Annotated in this window: 14 protein-coding genes; 7 read left to right on the top strand and 7 right to left on the bottom strand. The window is 56.7% G+C overall.

Annotation, left to right across the window (positions count from 1 at the left end; all coding sequences use genetic code 11):
• Nucleotides 1-39 precede the first annotated feature (39 nt).
• The 4 genes from AB4Y96_RS01915 (at nucleotide 40) to AB4Y96_RS01900 (ending at nucleotide 2734) form a co-directional block, all read left to right on the top strand.
• The gene (locus AB4Y96_RS01915; protein ID WP_441915315.1) at nucleotides 40-783 is read left to right on the top strand and encodes a TerC family protein; all 744 of its coding nucleotides are present in this window, start codon (nucleotides 40-42) and stop codon (nucleotides 781-783) included.
• Nucleotides 784-831: 48 nt separating this feature from the next.
• Nucleotides 832-1413, top strand: a complete 582-nt coding sequence (locus tag AB4Y96_RS01910) for a biotin transporter BioY (protein WP_441915313.1) — start codon at nucleotides 832-834, stop codon at nucleotides 1411-1413.
• Nucleotides 1410-1841: a DUF1284 domain-containing protein gene (locus tag AB4Y96_RS01905; protein ID WP_441915311.1), complete on the top strand. Its 432-nt coding sequence runs from the start codon at nucleotides 1410-1412 to the stop codon at nucleotides 1839-1841. Before AB4Y96_RS01910 ends, AB4Y96_RS01905 begins: the two co-directional genes overlap by 4 nt.
• A gap of 143 nt (nucleotides 1842-1984) precedes the next feature.
• Nucleotides 1985-2734 (top strand): YebC/PmpR family DNA-binding transcriptional regulator, encoded by a 750-nt coding sequence (locus tag AB4Y96_RS01900; protein WP_091879840.1) that lies wholly within the window; start codon nucleotides 1985-1987, stop codon nucleotides 2732-2734.
• 236 nt (nucleotides 2735-2970) lie between these two features.
• Here AB4Y96_RS01900 and AB4Y96_RS01895 read toward each other — a convergent pair whose 3' ends face one another.
• On the bottom strand, nucleotides 2971-4395 hold the full coding sequence (locus AB4Y96_RS01895) for an APC family permease (RefSeq protein WP_441915310.1): 1425 nt from the start codon (nucleotides 4393-4395) through the stop codon (nucleotides 2971-2973).
• A gap of 212 nt (nucleotides 4396-4607) precedes the next feature.
• Here AB4Y96_RS01895 and AB4Y96_RS01890 point away from each other — a divergent pair, with 212 nt between their 5' ends.
• Nucleotides 4608-4985, top strand: coding sequence for an MliC family protein (locus AB4Y96_RS01890; protein ID WP_441915308.1), 378 nt, complete (start codon nucleotides 4608-4610; stop codon nucleotides 4983-4985).
• Between the two features lies 1 nt (nucleotide 4986).
• Here the strand turns inward: AB4Y96_RS01890 and AB4Y96_RS01885 are convergent, their stop codons facing one another.
• Complete coding sequence (locus AB4Y96_RS01885; RefSeq protein ID WP_441915306.1) at nucleotides 4987-5139, bottom strand: hypothetical protein; 153 nt, start codon at nucleotides 5137-5139, stop codon at nucleotides 4987-4989.
• Between the two features lie 144 nt (nucleotides 5140-5283).
• Entirely contained in the window at nucleotides 5284-5505 is a 222-nt protein-coding gene (gene rpmE / locus AB4Y96_RS01880; RefSeq protein WP_091879845.1) for a 50S ribosomal protein L31, read from the bottom strand.
• Between the two features lie 212 nt (nucleotides 5506-5717).
• Between rpmE and AB4Y96_RS01875 the strand changes: the two genes are divergently transcribed.
• Nucleotides 5718-7517, top strand: coding sequence for an ABC transporter transmembrane domain-containing protein (locus AB4Y96_RS01875; RefSeq protein ID WP_441915304.1), 1800 nt, complete (start codon nucleotides 5718-5720; stop codon nucleotides 7515-7517).
• A gap of 3 nt (nucleotides 7518-7520) precedes the next feature.
• Here AB4Y96_RS01875 and AB4Y96_RS01870 read toward each other — a convergent pair whose 3' ends face one another.
• The gene (locus AB4Y96_RS01870; protein WP_441915302.1) at nucleotides 7521-9179 is read right to left on the bottom strand and encodes an FAD-binding dehydrogenase; all 1659 of its coding nucleotides are present in this window, start codon (nucleotides 9177-9179) and stop codon (nucleotides 7521-7523) included.
• 96 nt (nucleotides 9180-9275) lie between these two features.
• On the opposite strand from AB4Y96_RS01870, the gene AB4Y96_RS01865 reads away from it, so the two are divergent.
• Nucleotides 9276-9626: a DUF1304 domain-containing protein gene (locus AB4Y96_RS01865; RefSeq protein WP_441915301.1), complete on the top strand. Its 351-nt coding sequence runs from the start codon at nucleotides 9276-9278 to the stop codon at nucleotides 9624-9626.
• Here the strand turns inward: AB4Y96_RS01865 and AB4Y96_RS01860 are convergent.
• The 3 genes from AB4Y96_RS01860 to AB4Y96_RS01850 form a co-directional block, all read right to left on the bottom strand.
• The gene (locus AB4Y96_RS01860; protein ID WP_091879851.1) at nucleotides 9623-10654 is read right to left on the bottom strand and encodes a peptidoglycan -binding protein; all 1032 of its coding nucleotides are present in this window, start codon (nucleotides 10652-10654) and stop codon (nucleotides 9623-9625) included. The genes AB4Y96_RS01865 and AB4Y96_RS01860 overlap by 4 nt on opposite strands.
• A gap of 2 nt (nucleotides 10655-10656) precedes the next feature.
• Nucleotides 10657-11679: a MotA/TolQ/ExbB proton channel family protein gene (locus AB4Y96_RS01855; RefSeq protein WP_441915299.1), complete on the bottom strand. Its 1023-nt coding sequence runs from the start codon at nucleotides 11677-11679 to the stop codon at nucleotides 10657-10659.
• A 188-nt stretch (nucleotides 11680-11867) separates the two neighbouring features.
• The gene (locus tag AB4Y96_RS01850; protein ID WP_441915298.1) at nucleotides 11868-12659 is read right to left on the bottom strand and encodes an inositol monophosphatase family protein; all 792 of its coding nucleotides are present in this window, start codon (nucleotides 12657-12659) and stop codon (nucleotides 11868-11870) included.
• Nucleotides 12660-12705 lie beyond the last annotated feature (46 nt).

Genomic DNA, 12705 nt, shown 5'->3' with positions numbered 1-12705 from the left:
TTATACCCATCCGGTCTCTAACAGCTCAGGAACGACCCCATGGAAACCCTTATCTCGCATTTTGATTTCATCTATCAGCCATCAGGCCTCATCGCTCTGGTCACACTCGTGGTCATGGAAGTGGTGCTTGGCATCGACAATCTGATTTTCATCTCCATTCTGACCAACAAGCTGCCGAAGGAGCAGCAGGCGCGCGCCCGGCGCATTGGTATCAGTGCTGCGCTTGTTCTGCGGCTGGTATTGCTGTTTACCATCTCGATCATTGTGCAGCTGACGCAGCCGATATTCGAGGCTTTCGGCCATGGTTTCTCGTGGCGCGACCTGATCCTGATTGCCGGTGGTCTGTTTCTGGTGTGGAAGGCTACGAAGGAAATCCACCACACGGTTGATCATGAGGATGCCAAGGAAGATGTGATCGGCAAGGCTGTTACGCTCACCATGGGCGCAGCGGTATTCCAGATCCTGGTGCTTGATCTGGTGTTTTCGGTGGATTCCATCATCACAGCCGTCGGCATGACCGACGAGATCGCCATAATGGTTATCGCTGTTATTGCCGCGGTTACGGTGATGCTGCTGGCCGCCGAACCGCTGTCGAAGTTCATCGCCAACAACCCGACCATTGTCATGCTGGCTCTCGGCTTCCTCCTGATGATCGGCATGACGCTGATTGCCGACGGCTTCGGCTTCCATGTACCCAAGGGCTACATTTATGCGGCTATGGGCTTCTCGGCGCTGGTCGAAGCGCTTAACATGCTGGCACGCAAGGCCAAGAAAAAGCGTTGAAACCAATCACGCCCGATTTTGTAACACTCGTTTGAGGATAGTACTTCAATGACCCAGACTACATACCCCACTGCGTTCGTGCCGCTTAAGCTGGCAGATCGTTCCATTGCCTTCCAGATGCTTGCTGTTCTGATCGGCACTGCATTCCTTGCCGTCAGCTCGTGGATTGAAGTGCCGATGTTCCCGGTTCCAGTCACCATGCAGACATTTGCCGTGACGATGGTTGGCGCTCTCTATGGCTGGCGTCTCGGCGGTTTGACGGTTCTCGCCTGGCTGGGTGAAGCGATGATCGGCATGCCAGTCCTTTCAGGCGGCGGTTTCGGCTTCATCCATTTTGTTGGGCCGACAGCCGGTTATCTCGCAGCCTTCCCGGTTGTTGCAGCAGCTGTCGGCTTTTTGGCCGAGCGGGGCTTGACCCGCAACCCGTTCGCATCGGCGGCAATCATGCTGTTCGGCAATGTGCTCTGCCTCGTTCTCGGTGCATCGTGGCTTGCACATTTGTTCGGTCTTGAAACCGCATGGGCGTCAGGCGTTGCACCGTTCCTTCTCGGCGCGGTTCTCAAGTCAGGTCTGGCTGCTGCTGCTATCGAGTTGCTGCGTCGTTCGGGCATCATGGTGCGTCTGTCTTGACCATCAAACTGCGTGCACATCATCTTCTGTGCATGCTGACCTATGTCGGTAAAGGCTACAGCGTGGCCTTTACCGAGAACTATGACAGGATCATTGCCCGGATTTCAGCGGGTGAGGATATTCTGATTCAGGAGGGGCCTGATGATGTGTGTCAGCCCCTTCTTGGCGACACTGATCCGCACTGTTTTCGTGACAGTGTGCTCGAACGCGATGCCAAGGCCGCAACGGATGTCGGCCTCCTGCTGGGTAAAACCATCCAAGCCGGTGATATGCTGACGCTCGACAGTGAGACGGTTGCGCGGTTTCGTGGCGCATTCCGGCAGGGCACGACACGTGCCGCCTGTGCGGGATGCGAGTGGTTCGATCTCTGTTCGACAATATCCAAAGCCGGCTATGCCGATACGCATCTTCAACTTCCCTCATTGTGATTGTTGAGGTGCTGGACGAGACGCCGGTTTTTACCTATAAGGGCGCCATTCCAGACGCATGTTTCCGCCTGAACGGTCCGCAAACTTGGTTCGCAGGCTTCCGAGGGAAACGGCAGAACCATATCTAAGCACGCAGGGGTGCCATGGCAGGCCATTCACAGTTTAAAAACATCATGCACCGCAAGGGGCGTCAAGACGCCGTTCGGTCAAAGATTTTCTCCAAGCTCGGACGCGAAATCACCGTGGCCGCCAAGCAGGGTCTGCCTGACCCGTTGATGAACCCGCGTCTGCGCCTTGCGGTGCAGAACGCGCGCGCCCAGTCCATGCCGAAGGACAATATCGAGCGTGCCATCAAGAAGGCGGCAGGCGGTGATGGTGATAATTACGATGAGGTCCGTTATGAGGGCTACGGTCCGGGCGGCGTCGCTGTTATCGTCGAAGCGCTGACGGATAACCGCAACCGCACTGCCTCCAATGTGCGCGCAGCATTCACCAAATCCGGCGGTGCGCTGGGCGAAACCGGCTCGGTCGGTTTCATGTTCAACCGCGTTGGCGAAATCACCTACAAGCCGGAAGCCGGCAGCGCCGACAAGATCATGGATGCGGCGATCGAAGCTGGGGCCGAAGATGCCCAGAGCGACGAGGACGGTCATGTCATCCTCTGCGCCTTTGAAGATATTGGCGATGTATCCAAGGCGCTGGAAAGCGCTCTGGGCGAAGCTGAGTCCATCAAGGCCATCTGGAAGCCGCAGACATCGGCGCCAGTTGATGAAGAGAAGGCACAGTCCGTGCTGCGCCTGATCGCAACGCTTGATGATGACGATGACGTGCAGAACGTCTATGCCAATTTCGAAGTCAGTGACGAAGTTCTGGCCAAGCTCAGCGCCGCCTGATCCATTTGGTTATGTCGATAAAAAAGCCCGCCATTGGCGGGCTTTTTGTTTGTTTGGACTGGCTTGCTGCAGAACCATTGTTCCGCCCTTCGACAGGCTCAGGATGAGGGGGTGGGAGGATTGCAGGGAGCCAAGTTCTGCGATCTCTGTGATTATCGTTGCATCACCCCTCTCCCTCATGGTGAGCTTGTCGAACCACGAACCACGAACCACGCGCCCCTCACAACCCCAATGCTTCAATTCACCGGGCCATCACCACCGAGCGCTTCCATATCCGGTTCATCGGGTGTAACGCCGGTAGCACGGTTGACCAGAACGGTGATAATCCAGAGCACGACACCAACGCCGATGAGAACACCGGCGATCTTGTACTGAACCGGATCGCGGCCAGTCCAGGGACCTGCGAAAAAGGCGCAGGAGAGGCAACCCAGCACCGGCAGGATTGTCGGAGTGCGGAAATGTTCGTGGTCGACTTTCTCGCGCCGCAGGATCAGCACGGCAATATTGACGATAGTAAAAACGAACAGCAGCAGAAGCGCTGTCGTGCCGCCAAGCGCCGGAACCTCGCCGACAAAGCTGATGAGGGCAAAGGCGAGCAGGGTGGTGAAACCGATCGCGATATAGGGCGTGCGGCGGCTCGCATGTACCTTGCCGAGCAGTGGCGGCAACACATGTTCACGGCTCATGCCATAGACGAGGCGGCTGGCCATCAGCATGTTGATGAGGGCACTGTTGGCCACGGCAAACATGGTGATGAAGCCGAATATCCAGAGTGGGAAATTGGGTGCACCCGCCTGAACGACTTTCAAAAGCGGCGTTTCACCTTCGCCGAGTTCGGCAGGTGATACGAGTGTGATCGCCGAAATGGAAACCAGCACATAGATCGCTCCGGTGATGAAAAGACCGATCAGCAGAACTTTCGGAAATATCTTGGAGGGATTTTGGCACTCCTCGGCCATGTTGACCGAGTCTTCAAAGCCAACCATGGCAAAGAAGGCAAGGGTGGTTGCTGCCATGACCGACCAGAAAATACTGGAATCGGGAGCGGTGGCAAACTGGGTAATACGCGATACGTCGCCCTGTCCGGCGACAATGGCGAAAAGTCCGATGAAAATGATGATCAGAAGGCCGGTGAGTTCAACGACTGTTAATACCACGTTGGCCTTGACGCTTTCGCCTACACCGCGGAAGTTCACGATAGCCACAACAGCCATGAAAGCCAGCGCCACAAGCGTTATGCCGATACCGGTTTCAAGATTGAGCTGAAATGCGCCGGACAGATTGGCGGCGAAAGCCCGTGAGGCTGTTGAGGCCGACGTAATGCCGGAGCACATCACGGTAAAGGCAACAATGAAGGTGATGAAATGGATGCCGAATGCCTTATGGGTATAAAGGGCTGCCCCCGCAGCCTTCGGGTATTTTGTCACCAGTTCCAGATAACTCATGGCGGTGATGACAGCGACGATGAAAGCCACCAGAAAGGGCAACCAGACAACCCCGCCGACCTGCTTTGCTACCTGACCTGTCAGGGCATAGATGCCGGTGCCGAGAATATCACCCACGATGAACAGAAGCAGAAGCCAGGGGCCCATAACCCGGTGGAGACTTGGTTCTATTGGCGCTGATACAGCGGGGTTGCTACCTGTGGTCACATCAGTCATTGGGTGTCCCTCCCTTACACGCAGATAAGCTTTTGAAAAGCTATGGGCGTTGTTCAAGCTTGTCAAACCAGCCACGGTTTTACTTGTCCTCCTTAGGGCAACTGACAGCGGCGGGGTTTTGTTGCAACAGACGTGCGAAATTTCATCCCGCCCTTCAATTCAGTGGGATTTTCGCGCTATGAATTACGCCTGCGACAGCGCGAGGATCGAACATGAGAAAACTGTTGGTATCTGCAGTCTTTACCGGTCTTCTAATTCCGGTCTTGCCCGTGATGGCGGCAGAGCAGGCGGCGCAAGACCGGATCGAGCAAACAACCTATCAGTGTGAACGCGGTGTGATTGTCGATGCGACCTATATCAACACCAAGGACGGCTCCTCATTTGCTGTGATCAATGTGGAGAACAAGCAGGTGCCGATGCGAACATCGCAAAGCGGGTCCGGTGCGCTTTACATCGCGCTTGATCAGGATGACAGCTATCGCTGGCACACCAAGGGTGATGCGGCGATCCTGTCCTATCTCGATGCGGCGCCCGGCGCGCCAGAAAAGACACTGCTTTCCGAGTGTAAGGTGAGTGACGCGGAAGAATAAATCAGGCGGTTCGGGGAACGGGCTTGCTCATATAGGCAGCAAATCCTCCCATGAATGGTTCCTTGCGGTCGATACGGTAGCCCGTTTTAAGATAGAGCTGCACATTCTCGGCGAACATCTTGTTGGTGAAGAGCCGCACTTGGGTCAAGCCCATGGTATCAGCGAGCTCTTCCGCATGAGCCAGAAGCTGCCTGCCATAAATGCATCCCTAGAGCGAGACTGACGGAGCGCAATGACCTGCAAAGCAAAACGGCCCCGAATGAACGGAGCCGTTTTGAAATTCCATATGCCGAAGGGATTAAATACCCAGATTGGCGAAACGGCTCTTGAACTTGGAAACGCGGCCGCCACGGTCTGTGAGCTGCTGCGAACCGCCGGTCCAGGCTGGATGCGTGCTAGGATCGATATCGAGGTTCATCGTATCGCCTTCCTTGCCCCATGTGGAACGGGTGGTGTATTCGGTGCCGTCGGTCATCACAACCTTGATGTTGTGGTAGTCTGGATGAATATTGGCTCTCATCTGTCTTAATCCTGAACTTAAGGGGCACAAAACCAGACCCGTACAAGAGACGGAAGGCCGGTTCGGAGCCGATTGGTAGAGATGAAGCCAAACGTCACACAAACGTGGGCTTCCAAAACTGTTGGCGAGCCTATACATCAGCCTTAAAACAATAACAAGGCCATCTGGCCGCAAAGTCGCAATGCGATGCAGGATACAGGAAGACTCTTGGTATGGCCGACACGGCTTTTGCAGAAAAGAAACGGCGCTCATTGAAGCCCTTGCAGCGCATCTTCCCATATATGTCCCGCTACCGGGGTATGGTGATAGGCGCGCTGATCTCGCTCTCAATTGCCGCCGTGACCACGCTGATACTTCCGCTGGCGGTACGCCGGATGATCGACCATGGGTTCACCGGGTCAAATGGCGCTTTCATCGACAATTATTTCGGTATGCTGATTGTTCTTGCCGCAGCCTTGGCCGTCGCCTCCGCCGGCCGGTACTATTTCGTTATCACGCTCGGAGAACGTATCGTCTCGGATCTGCGCCATGATGTCTTTGCGCATTTGACCAAATTATCACCCGCATTTTTTGACAGCACCCAGTCCGGCGAGATTGTTTCGCGCCTGACCGCTGATACGACACAGATCAAATCAGCCGTCGGTGCCACGGCCTCCATTGCCCTGCGCAATCTCATTTTGGCCTTTGGTGCTATCGTCATGATGGTCATCACCAGTGCGAAGCTTTCGGGGCTGGTGATTGCGGCTATCCCGCTCATCATCATTCCGCTGGTTGCTTTTGGCCGCTCAGTACGCCGCCGTTCACGCAATGCGCAGGACACATTGGCCAATGCCACTGCCTATGCCAGCGAATCCATCATATCTGTACGCACCCTGCAGGCATTTACCAATGAAGCGCTGGCCACGGGGCGGTTTGGCGCTGCCGTCGAGGACGCTTTTACCGCTGCCCGCTCATCGGTCAAAGCACGGGCTGTGCTGACAGCCTTCGCCATTTTCATGATCTTCTCCAGTGTTGTGGCCGTGTTGTGGTTCGGCTCGCGCGATGTGCTGGCAGGTACGATTTCGCCCGGTACTCTCGGGCAGTTCCTGCTTTATGCGGTTTTTGCCGCCGGTGCCCTTGGCGCCCTTTCGGAAGTCTGGGGCGAGCTGTCGCAGGCATCAGGTGCGGCGGAACGCCTGATGGAAATCATGGCGGAAGAGCCTGCTATTGCCGCGCCGCTTAAGCCTGTCGCGCTGCCGGAACCGGCTGTGGGTTCAGTTACATTCAAGGATGTGCGTTTCAACTACCCCACACGCCCCGATGCACCAGCGCTGCGCGGCCTCGACTTCGATGTGAAGCCGGGGGAAACGGTTGCCATTGTCGGACCCTCCGGCGCGGGTAAAAGCACGGTGTTTTCATTGCTCCTGCGCTATTACGATCCGGTATCAGGCAGCATTCGCGTCGATGGTGTTGATTTGCGCGAAGCTGATCCTGCCGCTATCCGCTCGCGCATTGCTATCGTGCCGCAGGATACAACCATCTTTGCCGCGACGGCACGTGACAATATCGGGTTTGGCCGTCCGGGTGCCAGCACCGCCGATATTGAGGCTGCGGCCAAGGCGGCGCTCGCCCATGATTTCATCAAGGCGCTTGATCATGGTTATGACACGCAGGTCGGCGAACGGGGTGTGACGCTATCCGGTGGCCAGCGCCAGCGTATCGCCATTGCCCGGGCGATCCTGCGCGATGCGCCGATCCTGCTCCTGGATGAAGCAACCTCAGCGCTGGATGCGGAAAGCGAAATTCTGGTGCAGAAGGGGCTCGAACATTTGATGCGGGGCCGCACGACGCTTGTCATCGCGCACCGGCTTGCGACAGTGCTCAAGGCAGACCGCATCCTTGTCATGGAGGATGGCAAGATTGTCGAAGAAGGCACGCATCAGAGCCTCGTCAAGAAAAACGGGATCTATGCGAACCTTGCCAAGCTGCAATTTGAAGCTGGTGCGGATGCATTCAAAGGCGCGGCTGAATAGCTGCTATCCTCTGCCTGCCGCCGCACGTCCCGCCGCTCTGCCTGAAAAGATGCAGCCGCCCAGAAATGTACCCTCAAGCGCATTGTAGCCGTGATAGCCGCCACCGCCGAAGCCAGCGGCTTCCCCTGCCGCATAGAGGCCGGGCACGGGGCTACCAGCTGCATCCAGCACCTGCGACTTCAAATTGGTGTGCAGGCCGCCCAGCGTCTTGCGTGTGAGGATATTGAGCCGTACAGCGATGAGCGGCCCAGCCTTTGGATCAAGAATGCGGTGCGGCTTGGCAATGCGGGTCAGACGATCGCCGATATAGTTCTGCGCGCCGCGCATGGCGATGACCTGTGCATCCTTGGAATATTTGTTGTTGATCTCGCGGTCACGCGCCTCGATCTGTTGTTTAAGATGATCATGGTCGATCAGATTCTCGCCGGTTAGCGCATTCATCGCTTTGACCAGCTCCTGCAGATTGTCGCGGACGATAAAATCTTCGCCATGCTGCTTGAAGGCTTCCACCGGGGGCGGTGCGCCCTTGCCAAGACGGTTTTTCAGAAGAAGCTTCCAGTCCTTGCCTGTAATATCAGGGTTTTGCTCCGACCCGGAAAGCGAGAATTCCTTCTTGATGATTTTTTGGGTCAGCACGAACCAGGAATAATCATATCCCGTCGAAAGGATATGCTTGAGCGTTCCAAGCGAATCAAAACCCGGCAGAAACGGTGCGGGAAAACGGTTGCCCTTGGCGTCGAACCACAGGGAGGAGGGGCCGGGAAGAATGCGGATACCGTGGTTGGGCCAGATCGGGTTCCAGTTCTTCAGGCCTTCGGTGTAGTGCCACATGCGATCAGTGTTGATCACGCTGCCGCCCGCCCTGACCGTAATGTCGATCATACGGCCATCGACATGATGGGGCACGCCAATAACCGGGTTCTCGGGCGGATTGCCAAGCCTGTCGCGCGGCCAGTTGCGCTTGACGAGTTCCGGATTACCGCCAATGCCGCCTGATGTGACGATCACACTGGCTGCTGATAATTCGAAGCTGCCGGAGACATCGCGGGCGGATTGTTGGCCGCGGTCAACTTTCGATGGTTCCAATATGTCGCCGCTCACACCTGTGACGGCGCCGTTGGTTGTGGTCAGTGCATTGACGCGGTGGCGGCATTTAAGCGTGATCAGGCCCTTGGCAATGGCCTCGCGCACAAGCTTTTCAAACGGCGCGACAACGCCGGGGCCCGTGCCCCAGGTCAAATGAAAGCGGGGGACGGAATTGCCATGGCCGCTCGCCAGCGCGCCGCCGCGCTCAGCCCAGCCGACAACCGGAAACCAGCGCATGCCAAGCGAATGCAGCCAGCTGCGCTTTTCACCGGCGGCAAATTGCAGGTATGCATCGGCCCATTGCTTGGGCCAGTGGTCCTCGGCGCGGTCAAACTGTGCCGATCCGAGCCAATCCTGCTTGGCGAGTTCGAAGGAATCCTTGATACCGAGCCGCCGCTGTTCCGGGCTGTCGATGAAGAACAGGCCGCCAAGCGACCAGAAGGCTTGTCCGCCAACGGAATTTTCGCCTTCCTGTTCGAGCAGGATGACTTTCTTGCCCGCCTGCGCCAGCTCATTTGCGGCAACAAGCCCTGACAACCCGGCTCCAACGATGATTGCATCGGCATCCATTGCCATTCACACCTCCCAGTGGTTACGTGCGGCATGATTGCGCGGCTAAGGTTGGCACGCAAGAGTGGAATGGTGCCGTTAAGGGGTGAAAAGGGGACAGGGATGGTTGCAAATATTCTGATAGGGCTGGTCGCCCTGCTGCATGTCTATTTCATGTATCTGGAAATGGTGGTGTGGGATAAGCCGCTTGGCTTGAAAACATTCCGGCTGACGCAGGAATTTGCCTCGGCTTCCAAGGGGCTTGCGCTCAATCAGGGCCTTTACAACGGTTTTCTGGTTGCGGGTTTGATCTGGGGACTATGGCTTGGCGAGGCAGGGTTTGCCATCAAGGCATTTTTTCTTGGCTGTGTCATTGTTGCGGGGATTGTCGGCGGCCTCAGTGTCAACCGCCGGATTTTTATCGTACAGGGCGTACCAGCGATCCTTGCGCTGGCTGCCCTTACTCTGCTCTAGCGTTCGGTCAGCTTGAGCTCGATACGGCGGTTGCGCGAACGCACTTCCGGCGTATCACCGGGCTCAAGCGGCTGATACTCGCCAAAGCCTGCCGCCACCAGACGATTGGCGGAAACGCCATTGGCGATAAGGAATTTCACCACGGAAATGGCGCGGGCGGCGGAAAGCTCCCAATTGTCCTTGAACTGGCCGGTGCCTGACAGCGCTACATTGTCCGTGTGACCATCAACACGCAGAACCCAATTGATATCATCAGGGATTTCCTTCTGCAGATCGATCAGCGCCAGCGCGAGCTTCTTCATTTCGCCAGTGCCTGCTTCGTTCAGGACAGCTTGCCCTGACGGGAACAGCACTTCGGACTGAAAGACAAAGCGGTCGCCGACAATGCGGATGTTTTCGCGGTCAGACAGGATTTCGCGCAGGCGGCCAAAGAAATCCGAACGGTAGCGGTTGAGTTCCTGCACGCGTTGGGCAAGCGCCACATTCAGGCGCTTGCCGAGATCGGCGATCTTGGCGTTGGATTCCTTGTCGCGGGACTCCGACGCGTTCAGGGCTTCTTCCAGTGCGCCGATCTGCTTGCGCAGTGCCAATATTTGCTGGTTGAGAATTTCCACCTGCGAGAGGGCGCGGGCGCTCAACTGCTTTTCGTTTTCAAGGCCAGCGGTGAGTTCACTGATCTTGCCATCCGCCACCGCACCGGCTCCGGCGCCTTGTGACAGAACCGCCTGCAAACGGGATTGCTCGTTCTGTGCTTTGGTCAGCGAAGCCTGCAGATTGGCAATGGTGTCTTCCAAATCCTGCTTGTTGCCCTGTTCAAGTGACAGCATTTGCGTCAGTTCATTGATCTGCGAATTCAGCCGGTTGAGCACGGCATCCTTGCCGGTGATTTCCTGACTGAGCAGAAACTGCGCCAGCACGAAGACCGACAGGAGAAACATGATCGCCAAGAGCAATGTCGACAGGGCATCGACAAAGCCCGGCCAATAATCCACATGCCGGATAGCGCGGCGGTTGCGACCGAGCGCCATTCTCAGTTGTCCTTGCTGCGGGTGACGGACTCGCTGAGTTTCGCCAGCGTCTCGCGCATGGATTTCTGCTCTTCAGCCTGCTTTTCCACCCAGTCACGCATCATCTGCTGTTCGGAACGCATGTTCTTGACGAGACCCTGAATGCCCTCCGCCAAGCTTGCCAATGCGGCTGTCGTGCGCTGGCTGGAGCCGCCCGTTTCCTGAATGTTCTGGAGGCGTTCGGAAAGCGAGCGCAATTCATCGGTGGTGCCGCTATTGGCACCATCAAGCGCATGCAGGTCTGATCCAAGATCGGTCACACTCGACAGCCAGTTTTCCAGTTCCGTGTAAAAGCGGTTCTGCGCACGTCCGGCCTGCAGATCGAGGAAGCCGAGTACGAGAGAGCCGGAAAGGCCGAAAAGCGAGGATGAGAAGGCCGTACCCATGCCCCGGAGTGGTGATTGCAGACCGGCTTTTAGTGCATCGAGAACGCCGTTTGCGTCGCCAGTGCGTGGATCCAGCGACTGGATGGTGGTTCCTATCGATTGGATGGTTTCGAGAAGACCCCAGAACGTACCGAGCAGGCCGAGGAACACCAGGAGGCCGATAAGGTAACGCGAGACGTCGCGGGTTTCATCGAGGCGGGTGGCGATGGAATCGAGCATGGAGCGCATGGCATTGGTCGAAAGCGCCATGGACTGGCGTCGCCCGATGAGGGCACGCATGGGAGCCAGCATCACCGGCTTGGAGTTCGGATCGGAATTGCCTTCACGGAAGGAGTTGACCCAGCGCACCTCGGGGAAAAGCCTGATGACCTGACCGAATCCGAGGAGAATACCGACGATCAGCACACCAATGATGAGGCCGTTGAGGCCGGGATTGGTGGTAAAGAATCCACTGATCTGGCGGGAGAGAATGGCGGCGATAAAAGCGACAATGGCCAGAAAGATGGCCATCGACAAAAGCACAAGCCGCGGGCTGGAAAGCCTGTAAGGATCATAGTCGTCACCGTCCATGACCCGGCGGGTTGTACTGAAATCAGCCATTACATCGTCTCCGCATTCGCCACACGCCAAGCAACCTCGCTCGTGTCACTGGACGAGCGGAAATCGCACAAACCCAAATCGGTTTATGCGACCCTAACCGAAATTATGGTTAAAATGGAAGGTGGAATGCGGTGACAGCCGAATTTGTTCTGATTTTAAGCAAATTCAGCTGCACAGAGGCAAAATGCTCAGATTGGCTTCTTTAGCGTCTTGAGCAGGGCGCGCTGAATGGCTTCATTGCCAGCAATTATCGATTTGCTTTCGACAACATTCTGACTGCCATCAAAATCCGTGACGAAACCGCCGGCTTCACGCACCATGATGATGCCAGCGCCCGTATCCCATGGGGAAAGACCATCTTCCCAGAAACCGTCAAAGCGCCCAGCAGCAACTGCCGCCAGATCAAGCGCGGCGGCCCCCATGCGGCGGATGCCGGAGACTTCGCCCATGACGTTGCGCAATTGCACGAGATAGTCGCCATGATGACCGCGACCAAGATGTGGTACGCCGGTGCCGATGACGGAATCAACCAGCTTGATGCGGCCCGAAACGCGCAGACGGCGATCATTCAGGAACGCTCCGCCGCCGCGTTCTGCGGTGTAGAGTTCGTCCATCGCCGGATTAAAGATCACGCCAGCAACGATCTGGCCCTGACGTTCCAACGCGATTGAAACAGCAAACATCGGAATGCCGTGCAGGAAGTTGGTGGTGCCGTCGAGCGGATCAACCAGCCAGCGGTGCTGGCTGTCGCTGCCTTCAATTGCGCCTGACTCTTCCATCAGGAAGCTGTAATCAGGACGGGCCCGGCTCAGTTCGGCATGGATGATTTCTTCGGCTTTGCGGTCCGCCTGGCTAACATAGTCGCCGGGGCCCTTGAGCGAAACCTGCAGATTCTGCACTTCGCCGAAATCGCGCGCCAGGGAACGGCCAGCCTTCATAGCTGCCTGCACCATTACATTGAGGATCGCTGAACGCGCCATTTAAGGTCATTCTCCGTCAGAATTTGTTGATCAGGGCGCCGAAAAT

Origin of the sequence: Phyllobacterium sp. TAF24, assembly GCF_052113785.1 — a bacterium.
Taxonomy (GTDB): Bacteria; Pseudomonadota; Alphaproteobacteria; order Rhizobiales; family Rhizobiaceae; genus Phyllobacterium.
Note: the sequence above shows the minus strand (reverse complement) of the source record. Positions and strands in the feature narration are given on the sequence as shown.

Bases quoted from the DNA above. Each gene is read 5' to 3' on its own strand.
- AB4Y96_RS01915 (WP_441915315.1), top strand. From the start codon at position 40: ATGGAAACCCTTATCTCGCATTTTGATTTCATCTATCAGCCATCAGGC.
- AB4Y96_RS01910 (WP_441915313.1), top strand. From the start codon at position 832: ATGACCCAGACTACATACCCCACTGCGTTCGTGCCGCTTAAGCTGGCA.
- AB4Y96_RS01900 (WP_091879840.1), top strand. From the start codon at position 1,985: ATGGCAGGCCATTCACAGTTTAAAAACATCATGCACCGCAAGGGGCGT.
- AB4Y96_RS01895 (WP_441915310.1), bottom strand. From the start codon at position 4,395: ATGACTGATGTGACCACAGGTAGCAACCCCGCTGTATCAGCGCCAATA.
- AB4Y96_RS01890 (WP_441915308.1), top strand. From the start codon at position 4,608: ATGAGAAAACTGTTGGTATCTGCAGTCTTTACCGGTCTTCTAATTCCG.
- AB4Y96_RS01885 (WP_441915306.1), bottom strand. From the start codon at position 5,139: ATGGGCTTGACCCAAGTGCGGCTCTTCACCAACAAGATGTTCGCCGAG.
- rpmE (WP_091879845.1), bottom strand. From the start codon at position 5,505: ATGAGAGCCAATATTCATCCAGACTACCACAACATCAAGGTTGTGATG.
- AB4Y96_RS01875 (WP_441915304.1), top strand. From the start codon at position 5,718: ATGGCCGACACGGCTTTTGCAGAAAAGAAACGGCGCTCATTGAAGCCC.
- AB4Y96_RS01870 (WP_441915302.1), bottom strand. From the start codon at position 9,179: ATGGCAATGGATGCCGATGCAATCATCGTTGGAGCCGGGTTGTCAGGG.
- AB4Y96_RS01865 (WP_441915301.1), top strand. From the start codon at position 9,276: ATGGTTGCAAATATTCTGATAGGGCTGGTCGCCCTGCTGCATGTCTAT.
- AB4Y96_RS01860 (WP_091879851.1), bottom strand. From the start codon at position 10,654: ATGGCGCTCGGTCGCAACCGCCGCGCTATCCGGCATGTGGATTATTGG.
- AB4Y96_RS01855 (WP_441915299.1), bottom strand. From the start codon at position 11,679: ATGGCTGATTTCAGTACAACCCGCCGGGTCATGGACGGTGACGACTAT.
- AB4Y96_RS01850 (WP_441915298.1), bottom strand. From the start codon at position 12,659: ATGGCGCGTTCAGCGATCCTCAATGTAATGGTGCAGGCAGCTATGAAG.